The sequence below is a fragment of the Bacillus cereus group sp. BfR-BA-01330 genome, assembly GCF_022663885.1.
Classification (GTDB): Bacteria; Bacillota; Bacilli; order Bacillales; family Bacillaceae_G; genus Bacillus_A; species Bacillus_A cereus.
In genome coordinates this window covers 209,404-234,416 of record NZ_JAKUGK010000001.1, presented here as the reverse complement: position 1 = coordinate 234,416, position 25,013 = coordinate 209,404, and the positions used below count along the sequence as shown (strand labels likewise).

Sequence of the window (25,013 nt, the reverse complement as noted above, 5' to 3'; positions counted from 1 at the left end):
CTTAATTTCACTAGGAGTTCACATGAAATTCACACTCTCCCTTTATAGTAAGAAACAAGTTAATCCTTTCCTTTACACATATAAAAGAGGAGAGTGCGTGAAATGAAACAAGCAGGACAACCTATTCAAAATGAAAAACAATTAGAAACTATCAAAAATATACTTTTACAATCTTCGAAACGTGATGGCTTATTATTCGTATTAGCTGTAAATTCTGGCTTAAAAGTAAGTGAAATCTTACAATTAAAAGTTAGTGATGTAATCGATGAAAATGAAAATGTTCGCCATTCCATTTTATTTTACAATGAAAAAGTAAAGAAACATAAATGGTTTGCTGTAAATGAAGACTTACAGCACGCAATCGAAGACTACATGAAAGAACGTAAAACTTGGAAACGTAATGAACCATTGTTAAAATCTCAAAAAGGAACAAAATCTATTACGAGACAACATGCATGGTACATTTTAAACAAAGCTGCAAAAGAAGTTGGATTAGAAGGGATTAGCTCACATACACTTCGAAAAACTTGGGGTTATTGTGCATACAAATCAGGTGTTGATATTGCATTTTTACAACACTTCTTTGATCACAGTACTCCATCAAAAACTTTAAAGTATATCGGTATTGCTTAATAACTCTTATACATAAAAAAGGTTACCATTTAAAAATTTGGTAACCTTTTTTATATTTCATATTCTCTTTTCTTGTCTCTCCTATACTGTAGTGGTACTCTAATAATAAGGGGGAGAAATTATGAACACACTTACAATTGAATTACCAAAAGAAACGGCTGAAAAACTTGATTTATTAAAACAAGCTTATGAAAAGAAAACAGGTGCTTCTATCTCTGAGAGCACTCTCGTTCAAACACTTATCTCAAAAGAATTTATCCAGGCGATAACTCCTTTTGATTTACAACAATTCGTCAACGGAAAAGAACAGCATTAATGCTGTTCTTTTTTTATCTCTATTTAAAATATACAAAGTTTTTTATATATTTTTAGAAAAACCATTGACAATGATAATGATAACCATTATCATTTATTATGAAGCCAACAATTGATGAATCAACCAAACGCTCAGTAACATTGTTACCCCTCTTTTTCATATAGAAAGGCACTGTACATTCCCCCTGTTTGTACAGTGCCTTTCTTGTTTATTATCATTCAAAAAAATTTAATTGCTCCGGCTTCGGCTCACCATATGTAATGTTCATCATTTTCATAAGCTGTTTCGCATTATCTGCTGCATCCCCACCTGAATTGTTGTTAAACAGTACGTATATATCCTTTGTTTTCTTTTTTAATTGCTCTAATCGTTCAACCCATTCTTCCAGTTCTTTATTGTTGTAGCGATATAAACAGCGAACCGCTCTCCAGTTTTCCCCTTTATCAAGCCAACCATGAACATTTCGACCGTGAAAACGTATTAATGCCATGTCTGAATTCGTAACCTCTAACACGAGTGGCACAGAACCTATCCCAGCCTGTGGTTCATCACAAATTGTATGAATCCATTTCTCTTGTTCTAGAAACTGTAACGTCCTATCTCTCATTTCTGGATAAAACCATGTTTGATTTCGAAATTCTATTGCACATGGTAAACCTTCCATTTTTTCTTTCGTATATCGAAGAAAATCTACATTTTTCTTTTTACAATCAAACCATGGTGGATATTGAAATAAAATCGTTTTTAATTTACCAGCTTCAATTAAAGGAAGAATAGATTGTTTATATACATCAAACATCTCATCGAACGTAGAAAAAGGAATTTCACCTTTCATATGTCCTGTCATTCCTTGATATGCTTTTACGATAAAAGAAAAATCTTTCGGTGTTTCCATTGCCCATTTTGTATAGTTTCGTGCAGGTTGCATCGCATAAAATGAGCTATCCACTTCTACTATAGGAAAATACTCGCTGTATGTTCGTAATTTATTTCTATTTTCATAGGGATTTATGTATAAAGAATCATGATCTCCCCATCCTGTCACTCCAATAAACAGCACATATACCCCTCCCTTTTTAACTTCATCTTCTATTCACTTTCCAAACACTTTGCATCATGTAGCCTTTTCTTTAAGAGTATCCTTATAAAAATATGATATACTATATGGAAGAATTTTTAAAATGAGGGGTTATTTATTTATGCTTCCAAACGATGCTACTGTATCTCATGAAAAACGAATTGAAGAACTAGAAAACAAAGTACGTTTTTATGAAGAACTTGTGAATCAATTACCACATCATTTCACATACAAAAATCCACATATTGGTTTACGAATAAAGAAAACTAGAACAACCCATTCCATTCAAGAAATACCAAAAGAGAATAAAGAGGCTCATTTTCAACTTACTTGTGATTCATTATTTTTATTTGAACAACTCGAAAAACACTTTGTACATATTTTTGATGCCTTTTCACATCATGTAACCTTTATCGATAATAAAGGGAATATTACTTTATGTAATCAAGTTGCTGCAGATGATTTCGGTGTAATACGAAATGATATTATCGGAAAACCGATTCAACAATTACTAAACTTGCCGGAAGAAAAAATTAAAGCGATTGAAACATTAAAAACGGGAACAGAAATATATAATGAAGAAGTTTTAGACAAAAACTATGGCATTATAAATAACCGAATTATTCGTGATTATAACGGGGAGATTTTTAGAGTTATTAGTGTCTTTCATTATTTAAATACAGAACGTGATGCAGAGAAGTTTTCGTTAGCAGGGCGAATCGCAGCTGGAATTGCACACGAAGTACGAAATCCTCTTACAACAGTACGAGGATACTTACAATTTTTACAAGAAAGCATTTCTCCATCAAATAAAGAGTTATTTAAAAACTTGCTTATCCCTGAATTAGATCGTGCAAATAATATTATTACAAAATTTTTAGCCATTTCAAAAACACGGGAATTTACAAGAGAACCGTTTCCCATCAATACATTTTTACGTGACTATATTCAACAGTTACTAGCTAGTGAAGTTTCCTTGCATAATATTTCAATTGATTATAACTTCTCTAATGAATTAGATGATATTTTAGTCAATATTGATCGACATGAACTTGTTCAAGTGTTTTTAAATCTATTTCAAAATGCCGTCGATGCTCAAGGCGAAAAACCTCTTTCTATTCAAATTACTAGTTATCGCCTTGATAACTTCGTTCGGATTACTTTCACAGATAACGGAATTGGTATTCCTCCAGCTATTCAAGAATACATCTTTGATCCATTCTTCTCAACGAAGGATTCGGGAACAGGACTAGGCTTGTCAGTAACAAAAAAAATCATTCAAAATCATAACGGTACGCTCAAAATGACTAGTGCTCCAGACGGTACAACCTTCACTATCTCTATTCCGATTTTACCTAAAGTAAATCGTGAAGCAATTAACTTATAAAATGATAATGCTGTTCTATGAACTCCCTTTAATTGTTAAGCAAACTCTAACAATTAAAGGGAGTTTTTTATGCTAATTTATTCTCTTTAAAACATATAGATTTTTCTCTACTTTTTTATTGTTCGTGTTAGGTAGGTAAACTTCTTATTTTTTGAGAAATAGTAGTTTGTCCATCACGAAATTAGTTTAAATTTCATTTTAATATATAGTAACGACTATTTATTCTATGAAAGAAAGGAAAAGTATTTTATGGTAATGATTGTTGCGAAGTAAGAGCATGTAGCCATATTAACATCTCTAAGTCAGAACTTACAGAATTTGTTAGACTTCTTCAAGCTCTTGGTCAAGCTATTCTAGTTCAATATGGATCTGGTTGCCTAGGCGGAGGAACTACGGGGGCTACTGGTACTCAAGGGCCTCAAGGCGCCCAAGGACCGGCGGGTGCTACTGGCGCTACTGGACCAGCGGGTACGCCAATTCCTGTAACGATCGCAGCAATCGGAAACTCCAATGCTCAAACAATATCACCTGGAATAAATATCCAATTTAACCAAGTTTTCAAAATAAATAATATCGATTTCAATGACACTACAGATACTCTAACAGTTTTAGAAACAGGCGTATATGATATTAGTTTCTCAGCATCTACAACTTTCCCAGGATCTTCACCGTTTGGATTCGGTATTTCATTCAACGGCCAACCACCTACTCGTAATTTCTCAACTAACGTTATCGGTAGTGCTGTATCGTTCTCTACAATCGTTACTTTACAAGCTGGTACAACAATTTCTGTACAACCTACAGCAAACACTATTTCTATTCCAAACACGGACGATACAACTGCAACACTATCTGTATTCCGAATTTACTAATTTTCACTTGAAAAATATATTTATAATAATATGTATCGTTTAACCGTGCGTTAAATCTCTCTTTATATAGAAAGGAGCACTTATTTGGGAGGATAAGTGCTCCTTCTTTACGTTTCTTTACCTCAAATTTACTCTATCTTAATCCTCTTTTTGTATGATAAATAATGAAGTCAAAGATATGAAAGAGGGATGAAAATGAGAGTTATGTCACTAATACGCATTTGGTTTGCTCTTATGGTATGCATTATTTTATGTGTAGGATTTTTTTTAACTCTAAAATATTCCACTATATCAAAAGCAGAGAGAAAAACTGTTCCATACAAACTTTTGTATACAAAACAAAGCAACATCCCTTATTCCAATGCAACAAATAATGAAAAAAAAGTTATAAAAGGAATGCTTATTACGAAAGCTTCTAGTTCCGAGGCGTTACTCCAAATTGCTGAAACGATTAAAGATCAGTATACAAATAAAAAAATCGATGAAATTACACTTTCTATCCACAATGAAAATAATGGTAATTACGAAGAAGAATTGCCTTACGAACCTATTAGTAAAGGCAAAATAATCGTCACATACGATTCCGAATCCTTTGGCAGTACGAATATTGTACTTAATGAGTAATATCATGTATCTCAACGGATATGGATTAATAGCTAATTAAGATAGACAAAAATCTCTACCGATTAAAATTTTATTTTGTTTTCATACAAAAAAAGAGGCGAATTTTTTTATTCGCCTCTTTCTTTTACCAAAATGAAGGAATCCATTCTTTCACTTTATCAAGCCACTCTTGTTGCTCTTGTTTTCGTTGTTGTTCCTCTTCTTTCCTTCTCTTCTCTTCTTCTTTTCTTCGTTTTTCCTCTTCTATTGTAGTCAATTGTTTTTTATAATCAGCCTCAGATATGAGCGATAACTGGAATGCTTTTTGAGCTGGATTTGCGTTTGCTTTTTTCATAATATCCCGGAACATTGTCGTCGTAATTTGACTACCACCCGGAACATAATGATCGCTATCTGTTTTATCATATCCTACCCAAATCGCACCTACCAAATCTGGCGTGTATCCAACAAACCATGAATCCTTTGCACCGGTGCTCGGGCCATTTACAATTTGAGTAGTTCCTGTCTTCCCTGCCGTATCAACATTATTAACTTTCGCCTTTTCGCCCGTTCCCTTTTCGACAACACCTTTTAATAAATATGTCATCTTTTGAGAAATTTTCTCGCTCGTCACTCGTGTCTCTTTCTTATACCACTTTCCAAGCGTTTCACCTTCAGCATTTTGTACCTCCCTAATTGCATGAGCTTCCACTTGGACTCCATCATTTGCAAATGTACTGTATGCTTGAGCCATTACAAATGGAGATGTCCCCACATGCATACCGCCTAAAGCAATCGGATACGTACGATCTTCTGGCACTAATGGGATACCAAATCGCTCTAAAGATTTCAATCCTTTATCTAATCCAATTTGTTCTAATAGCCACACAGCTGAAACATTGTACGACTTTGCCACAGCTTCATACATTGTCACATCACCGTGAAAAGTATGATCGCTATTTTGTGGTTTATATTCTTTAATGTTAAATGGTTCATCTTTTAATATATCGTATACTTCATATCCTTGTTCTAACGCTGGTACATATACAGCCAAAGGCTTTAACGTTGAGCCAGGTTGTCTTTTTAATTGGGTTGCATGGTTAAACTGTAAAAACTGATACGGCCCTCTGCCTCCAACTAGAGCTGGTACACCACCTGTTTTTGGGTTCATAAGAACTACACCCGTTTGCATAAGTTGGTCTGAGCCACTATCTTTGAAATAACTATCATTATTCACAACGTCTTCTACAGCCTGTTGTTTTTTCGGGTCAAGCTCTGTATAAATACGATAACCACCCGCTAAAATTTCATTTTGTGTTAATTCGTACTTTTCCATCGCCTCTCTAACAATATAGTCTACATATTGAGAGTATTTTCCCTTGTATTTATCATCAACGCCACGTTTTAACACAAGTCCGCTCTCTTTTTCTTTATTATACTGTTCGTCAGAAATATACCCTTGCTCTTTCATTAAACTTAATACGACATTACGTCTTTCAATTGACTTGTTAAAGTTTTTATAAGGTGAATACGCAGATGGTGCTTTAATCAAGCCCGCAATCGTTGCAGCTTCTGAAATTGATAAATCTTTTACATCTTTATCAAAATAAGATTTAGCTGCCCTTTTTATACCCCAAGCACCTTCACCAAAATAAATTTGGTTCATATACATTTCAATGATTTCATCTTTCGTATACGTGCGCTCTATTTTTTTCGTTAAAAAATATTCCTTTATTTTTCGGGAGTATGTGCGGTCTTGTGTCAGAAATACATTTTTCGCAAGTTGTTGTGTTATTGTACTTCCCCCTGCTACAACTTCTCCTGCTGTAATATTTTTAAAAACCGCACTTATAATTCCACTATAATAAATACCATGATGGTTAAAAAATTCCTTATCTTCTACTGCAACAATTGCCTGAACCATAATATCAGGAATATCTTTTCTTTTAACGCCTTCTGTTTTCGAAGAAGCTAATTTAGTTGCGACCTCATTATTTGCATCATAAATTAAAGTCGGTTGTGGAACAGCTTGTTTTAATTCAGATATGTCTTGAATGGAAATTATTATATTTACAGCAATAAATAGAATAACGAATACACTTCCCAATACAATTAATGAATTACGAAGTTTCTTCCTCTTATTGAACCACTCAAGCATTTTTTTAAAATGAGTGTTCTTCAATTTCATTCGTTCACTTCCTTCATTTATTTACACTCTTCTTTTTAAAAGGAAGAATATACCGCCTTTTAAATTTATTATAATAACGTAGTCATTCCTATAGTGTAAAGCTTTTCTTTTGCATTCATACTTTTTGCAAGAAAAGGACATTCTACAAGTAAGATATTCACTATTGGATATTAATATTATTAATAGAACAACGAGAGTTATGTTAAGTTTTTGTAAACTTTTCGATAAAATGTTTTAAAAAACGACAGTTTTTTGTTAGAATTGATTAGCCAATATATTTTACATATATTACTTTTGTGGGGGTAACAATAATGGTCTTTAAATCAAAAAAAGATAAATTTTCTGAAATGTTAATGAATGTTTCCGAAAATTTAAAAGAAGGCGCGCAGTTTTTCGTGGAGTATAAAATTAAAAATGCTAGCGATTTAAAAGAGTTTTCTATGCGCATGAAAGAGTATGAGTCAAAAGGTGACTCATTTATTCACGAAATCATTATGGAGTTAAACAAAGCGTTTATCACTCCGATTGAGCGTGAGGACATCCTACAACTTGCAATGAGTATGGATGATGTATTAGACGGATTAGATCACAGTGCTGGTCTGTTCGAAATGTATTCTATTACAGAAGCTGATGAATACATGATTAAATTCGTAGAAGCAATTAATCAATGTGCGATTGAGATTGCAAACTCTGTTGAATTAATGTCTAACAAAAAATTAGTCGACATTCGTACAAATGCGATTAAAATTAAGGATTATGAATCACAGTGTGATGATATTCGCCGTCATGCGATTAAGAACTTATTCTCTCGTGAAAAAGATCCGATTAAGATTATTCAATTTAAAGAGATTTACGAAGAGCTTGAAGAAGTAGCTGATAGCTGTCAAAGCGTTGCAAACGTATTAGAAACAATTATTATGAAGAACGCGTAAGGAGTTTGATCATGGATACACTCTTGATACTGACCGTTTTAGTAGTCATTTGCGCTTTAGCTTTTGACTTTATCAATGGATTTCACGATACAGCAAACGCTATTGCAACGGCTGTTTCAACGAAAGCTCTAAAGCCTAGACATGCCATTATTATGGCGGCTATTATGAACTTTTTAGGCGCAATGACATTTACAGGTGTAGCAAAAACGATTACAAAAGATATCGTTGATCCATTCGCCTTACAAAATGGTTCTCTTGTAATTTTAGCTGCTTTGCTTGCGGCGATAGCTTGGAACTTAATTACTTGGTACTACGGTATTCCAAGTAGTTCTTCGCATGCAATTATCGGCTCAATCGCAGGTGCAGCAATTGCGGCCGCTGGGATTAGCTCGCTAAATCTTAAAGGATTTATTAAAATTATTGAAGCTTTAATCATTTCACCGATTATCGCTTTCGTTATTGGTTATATCGTATACAGTATTTTTAAAGTAGTATTTAAAAACTTTAACTTAACAAAAACGAATAAGAACTTCCGTATATTCCAGATTTTCACTGCAGCATTACAAGCCTACACACACGGTACGAATGATGCACAAAAAGCAATGGGAATCATTACGATGGCTCTTATGGCTAATAACTATCATACTTCTAGCGATATCCCGTTCTGGGTACAATTATCTTGTGCTATCGCAATGGGGCTTGGTACTTCTGTCGGTGGATGGAAAATTATTAAAACTGTCGGTGGACAAATTATGAAAATTCGTCCTGTAAATGGTGTAGCTGCCGATTTATCATCATCACTTGTTATTTTCGGTGCAACATTCATTCACTTACCGGTTAGTACGACGCACGTTATCTCTTCTTCTATTTTAGGGGTTGGTGCTTCTCACCGTGTGAAAGGGGTAAAATGGGGAACTGCAAAACGTATGTTAATTACATGGGTTATTACACTTCCTATTTCAGCTTCTTTAGCTGCTCTGTTTTACTACCTATTACATTTTGTTTTCTAATCAAAAGTCGTCTTCCTTATTTTTCTAGGAAGACGACTTTTTTGTGAACAAGCCTATTTCTCATTAAAAAGCGTGTATAATAATTGATGGATAAGTTATTTAGAGGAGTTGGCAATTTTGGAATACATCATGTTACTTTTCATCGGACTAATCGCCGGAACAGTCGGCAGCCTAGTTGGGCTTGGAGGCGGAATTATTATTGTTCCGTTATTAATTGGATTACACAGTTTATCACCACAACTTGCAGTAGGGACTTCTATGGTAACAGTCGTTTTCACAGGACTATCTTCCACCCTTACTTACATGAAGCATAAGCGAGTAGATTATAAAAGTGGACTTATTTTATTTATCGGAAGCGGCCCTGGTGGTATTATCGGATCATGGGCAAATAAATTTTTAAACCAAGACACATTTTCTTTATACTTTGGGATTTTCCTTATATTCGTCTCAATTCTACTTATGCTTCGAGACAAATTAAAACCTCTTTCCCTCTCAAATACGTCTGTAATTAAGCGTTCTTTTACAGATAATGATGGAAATACTGTACACTACCAATTCCCACCGTTTCTTGCTATCTTTATCGCTTTTATAGTTGGGTTTATATCTGGATTATTTGGAATTGGTGGCGGTGCCTTACTTGTTCCAGCAATGATGCTTCTTTTTGCATTCCCAGCACATATTGCAGTAGCAACTTCAATGTTCATCGTATTTCTATCAGCAATTGTAAGTTCTGCAACTCACATCTCACTTGGAAATGTCAGCTGGATTTATGCATTAATCCTGATTCCGGGTGCATGGATTGGCGGAAAAATCGGGGCTTACATTAATACAAAACTAAGTGGTAACGCCGTAATTAATTTATTGCGTATTACGTTAATTATTCTTGGAACTAGATTAATCATTATTTCCCTTTTATAACGTATTCTTTTTAGAATGCGTTTTTCTTATACACATGAATATAAAAATCCTCCGAGGAGAACAAATAAAATTAAACAAACACATAATAACATATAATTTGAAATATGTACTTTCTTCAAGTTGACCACTCCTATAACTGCGACTGTTATCTTTATGATAGCGAAAAAATAGTTCACTTGCAGTTACAGAGTGCTAACAATGCAAAATCAATTATTACAAATTTTATCCTTATATTTCATTTCTTTGTATATTCTATCGATTTAATAAAAAAAGATGTCATATTGACATCTTTTTTAGTGAAGAAGTGACCATCCCATGAAGTCTTCATGTACTTGGCACGCCCTCTTATCCTTTCGATCATATAATTCAGCATAACTATCTGTTTCTTCATCATAAGCCATCGTATAAATAATTTGGCCGTCTACTTCAACGGATAAAACGACTCCACCTTTCATCTCTTCTACATGAATGATAGCATTCGCCGGAATTCTCATATCCGTCATTCTCATCGCATCTAACAATATACTAAACCCCCTACAGCGTATTCATTGCTAGTACTATTACACACTAAATAGTATACTACTGTAATAGCATACATTTCGTCAATGAAATTGCTGTTGAAATAGCATATTGTCTATATACATATACGCTAAAATAGAAGAAATAGAAACATATTAATGGGGGGCTAACATTGATTCTACACAAAGGAGATGTACTATTCCGTCAAGGCGAGGACGGTCCTTTATACTTTATAAAAACAGGCTTATTAAAAGTAGTTCGGCTAGAAGAAAACGGAACACCATTTTTATTCAACATTATCGTTCCAGGTGAAACGATACCTCATCATTCTTTAATTTCACCGAAAGAATATCACGGTACAGCTATCGCTTTAATAAAAACAGAAGTGGAACCGATCACTAGTAGTGAATGGTATGAGAGACTTCAAGCAAATTCCGAATCGTATGCTAACATTGCTATGCAATTGCAATCTAAATTAAGAATGATGCAACAACGAATTGATCAATTGACAACCGTCTCTCCGAAAGAACGTCTTCATCGTTTACAAGAATGGTTCACCCTATATTTAGGTGACATTCCTATATATGAAATATTAACACAAACCGAAATTGGCCAACTGATAGGTATACGCCGTGAAACAGTAAACCGTTTATTACGAGAACAAATAAAAAACGAGGTAAAATAAATACCTCGTTTTTTTGCTTATTGTAAGCTTGTTGCTGGGCCGAAAAATTCATAATGAATATGCTCTTGTTTCACACTTAAATCAGTTAGTGCAGCATTTATATGCTTCATAAATGCTACTGGACCACAGAAATAGAACTCTGCTTCAGTTGTCGGAATAATAGTTTTTAACCATTCACTTTCAATGAAACCTTCTTTATCAAAGTTCTTCATTTCTAAATCTTTTTCAGTCGGTGCAGAATAACAAGTATATGCTTTAACTTGTTCATATTCATTTTCAACTGCCTTAACGTGTTCTTTCATTGCATGTGTATTACTATTTATTGCTGCATGAACAAAATATACATTACGTTTTGAATCTTGTTCAATTAACGTATTTAACATACTCATCATCGGTGTAATCCCTACTCCACCACTAATTAGTACAACTGGTAATGTTGAATCCATATTTAACACGAAATCTCCCGCTGGTGCACTTACTGGTAAAACATCTCCTTCTTTTACATGTCCATGTAAGTAATTAGACACTTTACCGTCTGGTGTATCTACACCTTTTTCTTTTTTTACACTAATACGATAATATTCTTTCCCAGGAGCATCGGATAAACTGTATTGACGATTATGTGTATATGTCTCACCTTCAATATTGATTTGAATCGTTACATATTGACCTGGGATGAATGAAGAAACTTTCCCTCCATCTTCAGGTTTCAAATAAAATGACGTAATAACATCGCTTTCCTTCACTTTTTTTACAATCACAAAGTTGCGGAAGTCTTTCCATCCACCTTCTTTATGTGCAGCTTCTTCATACATCTCTGCTTCAATGCTAATGAATGCATCAGCAATTACACCATATGCTTCTCCCCATGCATTTAAAACTTCATCAGGTGCACCTGCGACCTCTTTAATGGCACGTAGTAAACATGTACCTACAATCGGATAATGCTCAGCTTTAATCCCTAAACTTCTATGCTTATGACCAATTTGTTTTACAACTGGAATAATTGCTTCTAAATTATCAATGTACGTTGCAGCTGCATAAACAGCATTCGCTAACGCTTGTTGTTGTCTTCCCTTTTTCTGATTCGTATGGTTGAAAATATTCAACAATTCCGGATGTTCCGAAAATAAAATTTGATAGAATCTCGTTGTAATTTCAACACCTTTTTCTTGTAATAATGGTACTGTTGACTTTACGATTTCAATTGTTTTTGCACTTAACATTGTATCCCACTCCTCTATTTCCTTAACTGTTTTTAGTTTAACTGAATCTTATAATGCAGATTGTGATTTTAATCACTATTAACACGATGTTTTTGTGAATAATATATGAACATTGCATTTACAAAAGAAAATAAGCTAACTAGAATTCTAGCTAGCTTATTATTTTGTTTGTATAGCTTGTTCGATTACTTTTATATCTTTCCCATCGCCAAACTCCGTATACCCCCAGATATTCGTTTCACCTCTATATTTATTTACGATAATATCCAAGTCATGATATACACGGTGGGCATACACTACATACTCAATATTTTGAAGTTCCACACCTTTTTTTACAATTTCATAGCTTCTATTTACATCGCGTTTTATTTTTTCATTCTTTATTTCCGTATGTATATTTTTTAAAGATTGTTCTTGTTGTTGAAACCATTGCTTAAATTGATTCCAATCCCCGTCTGTATAATTCTCTGCTTTACCATAATTTAAGAAATTATTATAGCTTTCATGTGTCATTCGAATAAAATCTAGCACTTTTGTCTCTTCTTGCACATCTTCTATTTGAGCTATTGTATTTACCTCAGCAGGCTTATTCGCATAATGTAACAGCACTTTCATAAGACTATAACTCGCAATGATCATCACGATAATAATCCCGAATACACTTAACAATTTCTTCATATACAGAACTCCTTCTCTACTAAAAATATTACAATGTATGACTATACTTGTAACTTTCTCTCGTAGAAATATAATTCCTGTATAAATTCTTCCTATCATTTCGACAATATTTTTCTATACATTTCTCGTTGGCAAATGTTCTTGTAAAACAATATATCCTTCATAAGCTGTGTAACCGAGTATAGCCATTAATCCGATATAACAAGCAAATACTGTCCATTTCGTTTTCGCATCCACTTTATAATAGTTTTCTTGTTGTTCCTTTTCTGTTTTCCATTCATTTAATTTTCTTTCTGACGCTTCAAATGCTTCCCTTATGTGAATTGTATACTCATCTTTTTCACCTTCATATGGAACATAATCTAACGGTTCGAACTTCGGTAAAAGATACTCTAACACTTCCATTTTTTGAAGTTCACCTATTTGTAACTCTTTTTCCCGTTCTCTTTGTCTTAATGCATTCATCTCATGATGCATCACGTATATAGTCCGATGTACAGCACCCGTTTCTTTTAATTCCTCTTCAAGCCTAGTAACATATTCTTTCATCCCATCAATTTTATGCCCTAATTCCTTAATCGGCTCATCTCTCTTTATTACTCTATATAACTCCATACAACCGATAATAACAATAAATCCTCCCAAAATACTTTTAAAGTAAATTGAATAGCCAAGTAATAAAATAAGGCCTGCTCCCCAAATTTTAGTACTGACAACTGAAATAATTCGCCCACCATCTAGCGGCGAAACGGGAATTAAATTAAAGAAATTAATCATACTTCCAAGCAAAATAACAAGCGCCCAAAATGGCTCTTTCGTCATTATATAAAGCGGTATCGCTGGTAAAAATGACAGAAGTCCGAAAAGCGGACCCATATAGGCAATGTAAGCTTCATCTTTCGCATTTTTCGGCATCTCTTTCATTCCAATAAGGGCCCCCATAAATGGAATAAAGATTGCTGGCGATGTTGGGATCCCCTTTCTTTTCGCAGCCCATAAATGGCCCATTTCATGAACAAACAACAAATAAATGAGCGCCACTCCAAATTTCCAACCATATAGAACTGCGTATGCGCCAAGCGATAGAAACATACTAAATACCGTTGAAAACTTTGCTAATTTAAAAATTGCAAATACCCACTTTAACTTAGACAGTAAAAATAGACCTATCGCAACAATAATTCCCCATAATCCTTTTTTATTATTTTTCATATTCCTCTCCTTTATCTCTCATTAATGAATCATATTCATTCATTAAAGCTTGTTCTTTTCTCTATTATGACATATTTTTTTCTATTGTTAGAAATAATGTTTATATAATCCATTTTCAGCCAAAAATACAAATAAAAGGAGGTGTACAAAAATGAATTTACAATCTCTTATAATAGGTGCTCTATCGTTTTTAGCTTCAACTCTTATTTTTTATACCGTTAGTTACGTATTATTATTAGATTTGTTGCCCAATCACGTATTTATTGCCCTTGTCATCCTTTCCGCTCTTATGATTTCTTTTCTTATTACACGAAAATCAATGAATGAGCCATCTGCAAAAGCAAAGTAATAGAGAGGGGTGCTTTCCCCTCTCTATTATCATTTCCTAGGAAAGGCCATATAGATTTGACGAGTTTACATTCATTCCAATCCGTACGGGCTAATTAAAGTCTCACTTTATCTTTGAAAATTCATTTTTTCACCATAATCTTTAACAATCTGAATTATATTTTGAAACACACCTATTTTTTCTTTTTCACTGTTTAATATTTTCAAATCATAATTTTCGTAATATGTTTCTAATGATTTTAATTGTGATTCTGAAGCGCTTTTTATCAGAACAGTAGCATGCAATTCATATTGCTTATACCCTTCCTTTACTTTTTCACCTAAAATTATTTCACTCTCTTTTGCTCCAATTAATTTTTGAACTTTTTCTGGAAAATTGAGTTGCAAATAATATTCTTGCTCCTTCACTAACTTATTGTATAGTGATTGTGAAATCGTATACCGTACCGTATAATTCACGTTTTGATCGCCTGTTTTAATATGAAATGCGGTAATCTGTAAATCTTTTTTTGTTACTTCTGTTAAAGGGCTTACCTGCATCTCATCTTCTTTTTGTTCTGAGACATTTGGAAATATATCCAAAAGCTTTTCCGTATCTTTTTCATTCAACATATACATAGCTTTCTTATATTGCACCCATCCTCGTCTATCTTCTCCCCTTAACCATGCATAATAAGTTTCTTTTTTCCCATCTCTACTAATTTGTATTTCATATTCAGGTTCACCGAAGCTTCCTGTTATTTCTTGTTTCTCAGCTTTATTCAAAATGTCTATTACTAACTTCGCTTCTGATTCCTGCAACTTTTTCTCTTTATGTTTTTTTTGTATAACGGTTACCCCTATTGTTTCTTTCACTTCATTCACCGTCTCTTCTACTTTTTTTGTTTCTTTTTTCGGCTCAACTTGACCACAAGCTGCTAGTAACATAACAAACAACAACACCAATACATATTTCCCTTTCAAATTAATCCTCCTCTTACGATAAGAAATCCTTATAATCTTCATACATAAAACAAAAACGTGACATCCTATTAAATACGCTATACTAATCATTGAAAGGAGGTCTTTATCATGTCCATTAATTTTCATGATGAAAATAATAAGTACACATATGCAACAAGAAACGCTCATATTTCTTGGGCTGAAATGGTAAAAAACATTACAGAAATACAAAACAAGCAAATAATTGATATCGGCTGTGGTGGTGGGATTTATACGAAAGAACTCGCTCTTATGGGAGCCAAAAATGTTGTGGGACTTGATTTTTCAAAAGAAATATTACAAGCTGCAAAAGAAAATTGTAACAACTTTTCAAACATTTCATTCATCCACGGTGATGCACATAATATCCCATACCCTAATGAAACATTCGACATAGTTATTTCGCGTGCAGTTATTCATCATTTACAAGACATTCCTACATTTTTACGTGAAGCTTCTCGTATATTAAATAAAAACGGTGTACTTATTTTACAAGATCGAACAATTGAAGATTGTACAATTCCAGGAAGTCCCGAACACATTCGCGGATATTTTTTCTCTCTATTTCCAAAACTTATTGAAATAGAGTCAAAAAGACGTCCAAAAACCAACACTATACAGACAGAATTACAAAAACATTCTCTTCATGTACTTCCCGCACAAACACAATGGGAAATACGAAAAATACATGATTCTGTAGAAGCATTATTGCAAGATTTATCTCCTCGAACAGGTCGATCCATTCTATATGAGTTAACAGATGATGAACTTTCTCAACTTCTACAACATATACAGACCGCATTACAAAACGTCTCTCCTATTATTGAAAGAGATCGATGGACAATTTGGAGCGCCATGAAGTTGTAAGGAAGGAAGCCTCACAAAATAATGTGAGGCTTCCTTCCTTTCATAATCTAATTTTGCAACACTCTTGATATCCTCCACTTCTGGCCTGTGCACTTCCACACTTCGGACATACTAAATATCTAGACTGATTTGTCAATAAACTACCTTTTTGAAAGAGTAAAACTTCTGCTTGTTTAAACGAACGCGAATAATATAACCACATAAAACCAATTATAGCAATAATGCCAAATAATACTCCCATCGCAAGCATTTCAGTCACCTCTTTTGGTTTGTTCTTTCCAGCAAGTGGATTGTTGTATTATTCTCTGTAAATTCAAACAATCCCTTCTTTACTCCTATAAATATCAACTTTCTCTATAAATTTTACAATTCTCCGCAAATTTTTACTCCTATTTTACAATTCATTATTCCTTTTGCAACAACGAATATCACTTTCGATATTTCCATATATAAATATATCTTCAAAAAAACATATTGACTTTCTAAAAAAAACATGCAACAATACTGTCAGAATACTTGAATAAAAATTCATTGACGAGAACGAGTACGTTATAGAACTGTTCCCCAGAGAGTTGGCGATTTGCTGAAAGCCAACGTTCAGTGCGTAACCGAAAATCATCTCCGAGAAGTAGAACCGAATGTTACAGTAAGTTCTTACCGGCCGTCCCCCGTTACAAGGAACACGTATCATGTTGTACGTTGCAAAGCCGTATACATATAGATTTATTTCTACATGTGTAAATTAGGGTGGTATCGCGGGTAAATATAACTCGTCCCTTTCTTTAGGGACGAGTTTTTTGTGTTCTTACAAATGAATGAAAAAGGAGGAAAAACAATGAACACTGTATCAAAAAAACATATTTTTTTCACGGGTCTTATGCTATTTTCTTTATTTTTTGGGGCAGGTAATTTAATTTTCCCTCCCATGCTTGGGCAAAACGCAGGTGAAAACTTTTGGCCAGCAATGATTGGATTTTTACTAACAGGAGTTGGCTTGCCACTACTTACTGTTATCGCAATTTCTCTATCAGGAAATGGAATGCAGCAACTTGCAAGTCATGTCCATCCATTATTCGGAATTTTCTTTACAGTAGTTGTATACATTGCCATCGGTCCATCCATGGGCATCCCACGTGTTGCAAATGTCGCTTATGAAATGGGGGTTAGTTCTTTCTTGCCAGAAACAATCCGCTCTAGCAGCCTAGTGCTATTTGTATATACAATCATCTTCTTTACTATCGTATTTTGGCTGAGTTTGAATCCATCTAAACTTGTTGATCGTATTGGAAATGTATTAACACCTATTTTATTACTCTCTATTTTCTTATTATTTGTTAAAAGTGTATTTACACCACTTGGGCAATCAGGACCAGCGATGCAAGAGTATCAAACTTCTCCAATCTTCAAAGGCTTTATGGAAGGCTACTTAACAATGGACACTATTTCAGCACTTGCATTCGGAATTATCGTTGTAAATGCAATTCGCTCTAAAGGTGTGAATGATCGTAAGTCCATTGCCATCGCCACAGCAAAAGCAGGGCTTATTGCCGCTACAGGGCTCGTACTTGTATACGGTGCACTCGGCTGGCTTGGGGCAACTAGCGTCTCGCTCGGATATGCAAAAAATGGCGGACAGCTACTTACTGTTATCGTACAACAATTATTCGGTCCATACGGTTTGCTCCTATTATCTCTTATCGTTACACTCGCTTGTTTAACGACATGCGTTGGACTCGTATCTGCGTGCAGCCAATATTTTTCAACATTATTGACTACATTTTCATACAAAACGTTCGCGAGTATCATTTGCGCATTAGGATTACTAGTTGCCAACTTAGGTTTAACGAAAATTATCGCAATCTCTGTTCCAATTCTACTTGTTGTGTATCCAATTGCGATTGTACTCGTACTACTATCATTACTTCATAAATACTTCGGTGGATATCGCTCTGTTTATGTAGGTGCTTTAATTGGAGCAGCTGTAGTGAGCGTATTTGATGGATTAAAACAAGGTGGTATTTCAGTTTCATTTATCACACCATATTTTGAATTTATCCCTTTATATAATGAAGGAATCGGCTGGCTAATACCAGCATTAGTAGGAGGTCTTATTGGTCTTGCAACGGCTAGGTTAAGCGGTACGAAAAAAGTTCCATTAGTAACCGAATCTCACGAAGTAAAAGCCTCCTAAAAAACTCCCAAAAGGGAGTTTTTTTACATTTGATACGCAGCATGATTAAAACTGCTTATTTTATAAGCCTTCGTATAATATTCAATATTTGTATCAACTGTTTCTACCTTGACAACATCATAGCGCTCTTCTTGCTTTACTAAAAATAAATAGTATTCCTCTGTTGCCTCAATGATAACGCTTACATTTTTTATCGTCAATAAAAACATTCAATTGTTTTAACGCCAAATCTATATTGTATCGAGCCAATAATCAGCGAGGAATTCCCCACCAATTAAAGTTTTACTTTATCCCGCATTAACTGCCCGTAAAAGCCCGATTGGTGAGGGCTGATAATCAGTGGGAGAGGAACAACCTCCCCACTGATTAAAGTTTCACTTTATCACTTCGTTAATTGATGCCTAAATGCATAAATAACCGCCTGAGTACGGTCACTTACATTCAATTTATTTAATATATTACTCACATGTGTCTTTACCGTTTTCAGTGCAATAAATAACTCGTCCGCAATCTCTTGATTACTTTTTCCCTCTGCAATTAATAACAAAATCTCAAACTCTCTTTCCGTTAAATCATCATGCAAAGGTTGCTCTTTCTTTTGACGCATACGGGACATCATTTTCCCGGTAACTTTCGGCTCTAATACTGTTTCTCCATCATAAGTAGCTCGTACAGCATCAGCAATATCACTTGCTCTTGATGTTTTTAATAAGTAACTGGTCGCCCCAGCCTCAATAACAGGATACAATTTTTCGTCATCTAAAAAGCTTGTTACAACTACAATTTTTGCTTCTGGCCATTCTTGAATAATAGCACGTGTTGCTTCGACACCATCCATCTCATCCATAACAAGGTCCATTAAAATAATATCCGGCCTTAATTGCAATGCTAATTCTGATCCTTTTCTTCCATTCTCAGCTTCCCCTACTACTTCAATATCTGGCTGTGTAGATAAATATGCCGATACACCCATACGAACCATTTCATGATCATCGACAAGCAATACTTTTATCATACTTCTCCCCCTCTCTCAATCATGATCGGTACTTTTACTTCTATTTGTGTACCTTTGGCCGGGAAACTAAGTACCTTAAGTGTCCCACCAATTTCATGAACACGCTCTTGCATCGATCTTAGGCCATATGAACCAGCCTTATTAACCCCTACTTCAAACCCAACGCCGTCATCAATGATTTTTAAAATCGCATATTGATCAATTTTTCGAAGGCGCACTTCTGTTTTCTTTGCCTTCGCGTGTCGCAACGTGTTTGATAGCGCTTCTTGCACAATACGGAATAAATGATCTTCTACACCTTTTTTTAATTCTATTGGCTCAATAAGCCATTCAATTTTCATATGTTGTTTTCGCGATAATTCCGTTAATAATTCCTCTATACCTTCTGTCAGTTTCTTACCTTCCAATTGTACAGGACGTAAATGAAGGAGCAATGCTCTCATTTCTGATTGAGCATTTACAACCATATTTTCAACAAGTTGCAATTGTTTTTTTGTCACATCTGGAAATTCAGTTATTTGTTCATTAATCGCTGACATCATCATCGACATTGCGAAAAGCTGCTGACTTACTGAATCATGCAACTCCCTTGCTAAACGATGCCTTTCTTGAGAAATCGCTTCTTGTCTCATCTCTTCATTCCAATGAGCTCGTTCATTCGTTACTTTTTGAAAGAGTCCAGCTTGCTCCTCTAATCGACGAGCCAGAACGATTACTTTTCGTTCCACTTCATGAAATTCATCATCTGCAGTAAACGAAACATCGCTCGGAAAATTCCCTCGCTCTACTTCAAATAGAAAAGTATTTAATCCTTGTATACGCTGCTCTATATAATAACCGATTGCATATCCTACAATTCCCCCGATAAGTAAACTTGTAGTCATAATAAACAAGCCAATTGGAACAGAAGCGATGGATTCCTTCCATAATAAATCATACACTTGTTGCTCGCTTTTCCATACATATACAATTGTACAAATGAGTGCGATACTAACAGAGGACAACATAGAATAACGAATATACATCCACGAAATATTTTTTTGTTTCTTCATTATACTTTCCTCACTTCCGTGTCGCCTACGACAAGCGAAGAAATAATTTTAATACGACGAGGAGCCTCTTTATACTGCTCTGTTCTAAATGTAACATTGCGGTTAAACCCTGTCTCTTCATGACCTGGCAAGAGCACACGTCCGACAATAACAGAATGATTTAAAGAAAGTTCAATATCATATGGCACATATAAACGAATATTACCAACGACACCCCGAATAACAATTACCGTTTCCCCTTCTGGAATCATAGCAGTTGTTAAATCTATTTCCACATCACAAGCACCATATTGAACATTAATATCCTCAAGTTCATAAATATGATCCATCATTCGTACATTGCCTACAAACATATTTTTCAAATATGTTTCTGTACGATATATTTGCTTCTCTTCGTCTATAATCCCTTTTTCTTTAATTTCAACCTTCATTGCTTTTTGCTGATGCCCTTGTTGAATCAATTGATAACCAATTAAAGCTAAACAAGCAAATACGACAAGAACAAATGCTGCTGATGAAAATAAGAAAAATAAAAATACGATACCACCAACAAATAAAAATACATTTCCCCGTACATAACGATTCTTTTTACGATAATGCCTTCCAAACATAAGCATAATAAATGCAAAAATGAGACCACCTGGTTCAAAATGTCCAAGTATCATATCAAGAAAAAGACCGAATCCAAATATGATGAGGAGCATCCCCATTAATTGTGTCTTTGAAAAATGTTTCTTCATTTCAGCTCCCCCCTTCTTGTCACATATACATAGAAGAAAAGGCATTGCTTTCCAACACCTTTTCTCCTATCACTATATCATAAGCCTGTTTTATAATATACTACTATTATTTTGTTAACTCTTTCGTTAACGATACATCATTCTTTTCTTTCATTTCACGCTCAAGTTTTGCAATTTTCATATCAAACGTGTCACGCTCATGCTCTTCATTCATACGAGTTTCTAAGTCACGAATATGATCTTCAATCTCTTCAAATCGTAAGAACGGATTATTTTCATCCATTTTATGCATCGCAGTATTCATACGACGATTTGCATGTGCCATATTTTCACGTGCCATTAGTTCCATGCGCTTTGCGTGCATTTCTTTTAATTTATTTTTCATTTCAGAAAGACGACGCTCTAACTCATCAAGTTGCTCTACAACACCTGCATACATTTCTTCTAATCGAGTTACTTGCCCTTCATAATAAGCTACCTCTTCTAACGCACGTTCGTGCAATTGTAATTCGTCTGCTTCTTGAGCAATGATAGCTTGCTTTGATCTTTTATTAACGAAATAACGTGCTTGCTCAAGCTCACGAGCAAAATTAGATTTTAATGTTTTATGACGCTCAATTAACTTCTCAATTTTTGTTATTTCACGCTCACTATCACGTAAATATTGGTTTAACATCGCAATTGGATTTTTTCTTTCCTTCTCATCTAACACGTTATGAAAATCAGCTAAAATTGCATCGCGTACACGTCCGAATAAAGATTGTTTCATTATAAATCTTCCTCTCTTCTACTTTATTTATAATTTGATTTATTGTTTTAGTTTTTCATTAATTTGTTCCACTCATCTTCAAAGTTACTATATGGTTTAGAACTTTCTGGAGCAGATTCAACAACTACATCTTTTTCTTTTTTCCACTCACGGTATCCGTAGTATAAAACCACTAAAGCAGCGATACCGATTAATGCTGGCGAATGAGAAAGTGCAATGGATAAACCGATTAAACCCACAATACCCCAAGCTAACTTTCCAAAAAATGATTTAGCTCGCACAAATGATTTATAGCTCCAATATACAACTCCTGCTCCGATTGCGAATCCTACAATACCAGCAAGACTACCAAGAGCAATTAAAGCCAAAATACCGGCTGCGATAAACGCTAGAAATTGTTTCATCTTGTGCTTGCCTCCCTTCGATTTGATACTCTTATCTTAACTATTTTTTCATCTTTCCATAACGAGCTTAAGAACCGTTTTTAACTCAGACTTAAGACCGAGTCATATTCAGCCCTTTACGCAAAAAAACGTGCAGAGTCTATTCTCTGCACGTTTTTTAATTACTAACATTCATATTAAATTAAGCTGTTTTATGATACTCTTTTTTCTCAGCTACTTTCGAAAACCTTGGAAACCCAATTAAAATAGAAACAATCCCACATACTCCAACTAAGATTGGATAAAATGCATATGGCAACAATTCAACCGGAGATAACGCTGCAAATCCTGCTGCCGTTAACATTTGGGCACCGTACGGAATTAATCCTTGCACACAACATGAGAAAAGATCTAATACACTCGCTGATTTACGAGGATCTATTTCATATTGATCTGCAATATTTTTTGCAAGCGGGCCTGTAAAGATAATTGAAATCGTATTATTCGCTGTACACATATTCGTCATACTCACTAAACCAGCAATACCAAATTCCGCTCCTTTTTTCGAACGAATATTACGTGTTAATACATTCATTAAATATTGAATACCACCATTATATTGGATTAATTCAACCATACCGCCAATTAATATAGCAAGTAATACTAACTCCATCATACCGCCCATTCCAGTCGTTACACTTTTAAAGAAACTTTCTAACGTGTAACTTCCATCTATAAGGCCGATAACACCAGATAGTACAGTTCCACCAGTTAATACAATAAGTACATTCCAGCCAAGTAGCGCTGTAATAAGTACTCCTGCGTACGGTAAAATCTTTATCCAATCAAAGCTATGTGCTTTAATCTGCGTGTCACTTCCTGAAGTAACTATTACTAATAGTACAATTGTAATAATAGCCGCTGGTAACACAATTAAAAAGTTCGTTTTAAACTTATCTTTCATTTCTGTTCCTTGTGAACGAACAGCTGCGATTGTTGTATCTGAAATAAATGATAAATTATCACCAAACATCGCTCCGCCAACAACAGTAGCCATTGCAAGCGCAATTGAGATATCAGTTTGACCACTAATACCTACAGCAATCGGCGCTAATGCTGCAATTGTTCCCATTGAAGTTCCCATCGCTAATGAAATAAATGCACCAATAACAAAGATTCCAGCTACGATAAATCCTGGCGGTAAAATAGTTAACGCTAAATTAACAGTTGAGTCTACTCCGCCCATTCCTTTAGCAGTTTCAGAAAACGCACCTGCAAGCACAAAAATTAATACCATAATCATAATATCCGGATTTCCTGCACCTTTAGCGAACCGCTCTACTTTCACATTAAAACTTTCTTTACGATTCATCACTAAAGCGACTCCTACAGCAATTGAAATCGCTACAAGTATCGGCAATTTATAGAAATCACCTGTAATAATTCCAGAACCAATAAATAGCGCCAAAAATATTCCAAGTGGTAATAAAGCTAAACCATTTCCTCTCGTTTCTTTCAAAGTACCATCTCTCCCTAGTTTCAACCTTTTTCTAATGAATAACAAAAGACCTCTTCCGATGAGAAGAGGTCTTATACATCTATAAGAAACACTCTTCTCATCTTTCAAGCACACGCTTGCTGGATTTGGCACAGCACTCTGAAATCGAGTCCGCTGCCGAGGCATCGTAGGGCCAGTCCCTCCGCCTCTCTTTATAAGAAGGTTTCATATTTATTTTTTAATAATAATTTCTTCCCTAACTTTACTCGCTTACAAAACAAAAGTCAATTATTTTTTGTATAGATTTTTTTGGTAATTATACAAAAATTTGAATACAACAATCATTTTAACTTTTCGATTTCTTCTTCCAATATTGAAATCCAATAAAATTCACTATTTTTTATTGTTGCTAATATCCATTTCGTAGTGTGCCAAGCTAGCTCATACTCTTCCTTCGTGACATCACCACTTTTATAAGCATCCTCTAGCTCCTCTTCATCTAATACATACACCTTACCGCTAGATAATAATACTACATCTAAATATAAATCATCAAAATACGGTAAACCACGATCGTCTATTTTATATTCTTTCGCTACATCGATATAATATTGCACTAATTTTTTCTGATCATCTAACATAGCGGTAATCGCAAAGTTTTTCCCGTCTATGAAATATTGAATCCACGTATACTGATCTGCTGCAATACAAAGTTCTTCACCATCATATTCTTTACAACTAGGCTCTCTCACCTTTTTTATATCCAGTATTCCGAGCATTCCCTCTTCCACTTGCTTAACCGTATAACTCTTTTCTATTAGTCTCTTCCACGAAGAACCGTCACCATATTTTCGTTTCATTATGTCTGCTCCTCTTCTATATACAGAAAAGCTCCCACATATTATGTGAGAG

General features: G+C 34.6%; 26 protein-coding genes, 2 pseudogenes, 1 riboswitch and 1 other annotated feature. Of the genes and pseudogenes, 12 read left to right on the top strand and 16 right to left on the bottom strand.

The genetic code is table 11. The features are described 5' to 3' along the window. Positions 1–102 precede the first annotated feature (102 nt). Both MR112_RS01285 and MR112_RS01280 read left to right on the top strand, forming a co-directional pair. Positions 103–633, top strand: a complete 531-nt coding sequence (locus MR112_RS01285; RefSeq protein ID WP_000806236.1) for a tyrosine-type recombinase/integrase — start codon at positions 103–105, stop codon at positions 631–633. A 121-nt stretch (positions 634–754) separates the two neighbouring features. Beyond that, the gene (locus tag MR112_RS01280) at positions 755–949 is read left to right on the top strand and encodes a DUF3924 domain-containing protein (RefSeq protein WP_001094860.1); all 195 of its coding nucleotides are present in this window, start codon (positions 755–757) and stop codon (positions 947–949) included. A 214-nt stretch (positions 950–1,163) separates the two neighbouring features. Here the strand turns inward: MR112_RS01280 and MR112_RS01275 are convergent, their stop codons facing one another. Beyond that, on the bottom strand, positions 1,164–2,009 hold the full coding sequence (locus tag MR112_RS01275; RefSeq protein ID WP_000897361.1) for a DUF72 domain-containing protein: 846 nt from the start codon (positions 2,007–2,009) through the stop codon (positions 1,164–1,166). Between the two features lie 139 nt (positions 2,010–2,148). Here MR112_RS01275 and MR112_RS01270 point away from each other — a divergent pair, with 139 nt between their 5' ends. The 3 genes and pseudogenes from MR112_RS01270 (at position 2,149) to MR112_RS01260 (ending at position 4,910) form a co-directional block, all read left to right on the top strand. After that, entirely contained in the window at positions 2,149–3,414 is a 1,266-nt protein-coding gene (locus MR112_RS01270) for an ATP-binding protein (RefSeq protein ID WP_146718785.1), read from the top strand. Positions 3,415–3,647: 233 nt separating this feature from the next. Beyond that, positions 3,648–4,286, top strand: a pseudogene (locus tag MR112_RS01265) (Gly-Xaa-Xaa repeat protein); the annotation flags it as partial. Positions 4,287–4,481: 195 nt separating this feature from the next. Further along, positions 4,482–4,910, top strand: a complete 429-nt coding sequence (locus MR112_RS01260; protein WP_001265569.1) for a hypothetical protein — start codon at positions 4,482–4,484, stop codon at positions 4,908–4,910. Between the two features lie 124 nt (positions 4,911–5,034). Here MR112_RS01260 and MR112_RS01255 read toward each other — a convergent pair whose 3' ends face one another. Further along, complete coding sequence (locus MR112_RS01255; protein WP_226369077.1) at positions 5,035–7,077, bottom strand: transglycosylase domain-containing protein; 2,043 nt, start codon at positions 7,075–7,077, stop codon at positions 5,035–5,037. 311 nt (positions 7,078–7,388) lie between these two features. Between MR112_RS01255 and MR112_RS01250 the strand changes: the two genes are divergently transcribed. The 3 genes from MR112_RS01250 to MR112_RS01240 all read left to right on the top strand — a co-directional run bounded on the left by MR112_RS01250 (position 7,389) and on the right by MR112_RS01240 (position 9,937). After that, the gene (locus MR112_RS01250) at positions 7,389–8,009 is read left to right on the top strand and encodes a DUF47 domain-containing protein (RefSeq protein ID WP_000231449.1); all 621 of its coding nucleotides are present in this window, start codon (positions 7,389–7,391) and stop codon (positions 8,007–8,009) included. Positions 8,010–8,020: 11 nt separating this feature from the next. After that, the gene (locus tag MR112_RS01245; RefSeq protein ID WP_000380272.1) at positions 8,021–9,019 is read left to right on the top strand and encodes an inorganic phosphate transporter; all 999 of its coding nucleotides are present in this window, start codon (positions 8,021–8,023) and stop codon (positions 9,017–9,019) included. A gap of 117 nt (positions 9,020–9,136) precedes the next feature. Beyond that, positions 9,137–9,937 carry a sulfite exporter TauE/SafE family protein gene (locus MR112_RS01240; protein ID WP_000455762.1) on the top strand — a complete coding sequence of 267 codons (801 nt, stop codon included), beginning with the start codon at positions 9,137–9,139 and terminating at the stop codon, positions 9,935–9,937. A 293-nt stretch (positions 9,938–10,230) separates the two neighbouring features. Here the strand turns inward: MR112_RS01240 and MR112_RS01235 are convergent, their stop codons facing one another. Continuing rightward, a complete protein-coding gene (locus tag MR112_RS01235) occupies positions 10,231–10,458 on the bottom strand; it encodes a hypothetical protein (RefSeq protein WP_000883008.1) in 228 nt (75 codons plus the stop codon). Between the two features lie 170 nt (positions 10,459–10,628). Between MR112_RS01235 and MR112_RS01230 the strand changes: the two genes are divergently transcribed. Then, positions 10,629–11,141, top strand: a complete 513-nt coding sequence (locus MR112_RS01230; protein WP_226369076.1) for a Crp/Fnr family transcriptional regulator — start codon at positions 10,629–10,631, stop codon at positions 11,139–11,141. Between the two features lie 17 nt (positions 11,142–11,158). Here the strand turns inward: MR112_RS01230 and hmpA are convergent, their stop codons facing one another. The 3 genes from hmpA to MR112_RS01215 all read right to left on the bottom strand — a co-directional run bounded on the left by hmpA (position 11,159) and on the right by MR112_RS01215 (position 14,257). After that, entirely contained in the window at positions 11,159–12,367 is a 1,209-nt protein-coding gene (hmpA, locus tag MR112_RS01225; RefSeq protein ID WP_000947336.1) for an NO-inducible flavohemoprotein, read from the bottom strand. A 159-nt stretch (positions 12,368–12,526) separates the two neighbouring features. Further along, on the bottom strand, positions 12,527–13,045 hold the full coding sequence (locus tag MR112_RS01220) for a hypothetical protein (protein ID WP_211477977.1): 519 nt from the start codon (positions 13,043–13,045) through the stop codon (positions 12,527–12,529). A 114-nt stretch (positions 13,046–13,159) separates the two neighbouring features. Next, a complete protein-coding gene (locus MR112_RS01215) occupies positions 13,160–14,257 on the bottom strand; it encodes a site-2 protease family protein (RefSeq protein ID WP_211477976.1) in 1,098 nt (365 codons plus the stop codon). A gap of 151 nt (positions 14,258–14,408) precedes the next feature. Between MR112_RS01215 and MR112_RS01210 the strand changes: the two genes are divergently transcribed. After that, the gene (locus tag MR112_RS01210; protein ID WP_001053356.1) at positions 14,409–14,606 is read left to right on the top strand and encodes a hypothetical protein; all 198 of its coding nucleotides are present in this window, start codon (positions 14,409–14,411) and stop codon (positions 14,604–14,606) included. A 107-nt stretch (positions 14,607–14,713) separates the two neighbouring features. Here the strand turns inward: MR112_RS01210 and MR112_RS01205 are convergent, their stop codons facing one another. Beyond that, positions 14,714–15,568 carry a YhfM domain-containing protein gene (locus MR112_RS01205; RefSeq protein ID WP_211477975.1) on the bottom strand — a complete coding sequence of 285 codons (855 nt, stop codon included), beginning with the start codon at positions 15,566–15,568 and terminating at the stop codon, positions 14,714–14,716. Positions 15,569–15,676: 108 nt separating this feature from the next. Here MR112_RS01205 and MR112_RS01200 point away from each other — a divergent pair, with 108 nt between their 5' ends. Next, positions 15,677–16,453: a class I SAM-dependent methyltransferase gene (locus MR112_RS01200; protein ID WP_000026281.1), complete on the top strand. Its 777-nt coding sequence runs from the start codon at positions 15,677–15,679 to the stop codon at positions 16,451–16,453. 40 nt (positions 16,454–16,493) lie between these two features. On the opposite strand, the gene MR112_RS01195 is transcribed toward MR112_RS01200, so the two are convergent. After that, positions 16,494–16,703: a hypothetical protein gene (locus MR112_RS01195; RefSeq protein ID WP_000880630.1), complete on the bottom strand. Its 210-nt coding sequence runs from the start codon at positions 16,701–16,703 to the stop codon at positions 16,494–16,496. Positions 16,704–16,975: 272 nt separating this feature from the next. Next, positions 16,976–17,234 (top strand) — a binding site (T-box leader). 54 nt (positions 17,235–17,288) lie between these two features. Here MR112_RS01195 and brnQ3 point away from each other — a divergent pair. Then, positions 17,289–18,644, top strand: coding sequence for a branched-chain amino acid transport system II carrier protein BrnQ3 (brnQ3, locus tag MR112_RS01190; protein ID WP_001099177.1), 1,356 nt, complete (start codon positions 17,289–17,291; stop codon positions 18,642–18,644). Between the two features lie 23 nt (positions 18,645–18,667). On the opposite strand, the pseudogene MR112_RS01185 reads toward brnQ3, so the two are convergent. From MR112_RS01185 to MR112_RS01150, 8 genes and pseudogenes are all read right to left on the bottom strand, one after another. Further along, positions 18,668–18,820, bottom strand: a pseudogene (locus MR112_RS01185) (DUF3992 domain-containing protein); the annotation flags it as partial. Positions 18,821–19,026: 206 nt separating this feature from the next. Beyond that, a complete protein-coding gene (locus MR112_RS01180) occupies positions 19,027–19,659 on the bottom strand; it encodes a response regulator (RefSeq protein ID WP_000598707.1) in 633 nt (210 codons plus the stop codon). After that, positions 19,656–20,711 carry a sensor histidine kinase gene (locus MR112_RS01175; protein ID WP_000744326.1) on the bottom strand — a complete coding sequence of 352 codons (1,056 nt, stop codon included), beginning with the start codon at positions 20,709–20,711 and terminating at the stop codon, positions 19,656–19,658. Before MR112_RS01175 ends, MR112_RS01180 begins: the two co-directional genes overlap by 4 nt. Next, positions 20,711–21,451 (bottom strand): cell wall-active antibiotics response protein LiaF, encoded by a 741-nt coding sequence (gene liaF, locus MR112_RS01170; RefSeq protein WP_000716095.1) that lies wholly within the window; start codon positions 21,449–21,451, stop codon positions 20,711–20,713. Before liaF ends, MR112_RS01175 begins: the two co-directional genes overlap by 1 nt. 106 nt (positions 21,452–21,557) lie before the next feature. Beyond that, positions 21,558–22,220: a PspA/IM30 family protein gene (locus MR112_RS01165; protein ID WP_242244728.1), complete on the bottom strand. Its 663-nt coding sequence runs from the start codon at positions 22,218–22,220 to the stop codon at positions 21,558–21,560. 47 nt (positions 22,221–22,267) lie between these two features. Continuing rightward, a complete protein-coding gene (locus tag MR112_RS01160; RefSeq protein WP_000808640.1) occupies positions 22,268–22,624 on the bottom strand; it encodes a lmo0954 family membrane protein in 357 nt (118 codons plus the stop codon). Positions 22,625–22,805: 181 nt separating this feature from the next. Next, the gene (locus MR112_RS01155) at positions 22,806–24,122 is read right to left on the bottom strand and encodes a Na+/H+ antiporter NhaC family protein (RefSeq protein WP_000665496.1); all 1,317 of its coding nucleotides are present in this window, start codon (positions 24,120–24,122) and stop codon (positions 22,806–22,808) included. A 94-nt stretch (positions 24,123–24,216) separates the two neighbouring features. Then, a riboswitch (SAM riboswitch) is annotated at positions 24,217–24,322 on the bottom strand. A gap of 120 nt (positions 24,323–24,442) precedes the next feature. Further along, positions 24,443–24,961 carry a ribonuclease FAU-1 family protein gene (locus MR112_RS01150; protein ID WP_000824664.1) on the bottom strand — a complete coding sequence of 173 codons (519 nt, stop codon included), beginning with the start codon at positions 24,959–24,961 and terminating at the stop codon, positions 24,443–24,445. Between the last annotated feature and the right edge of the window lie 52 nt (positions 24,962–25,013).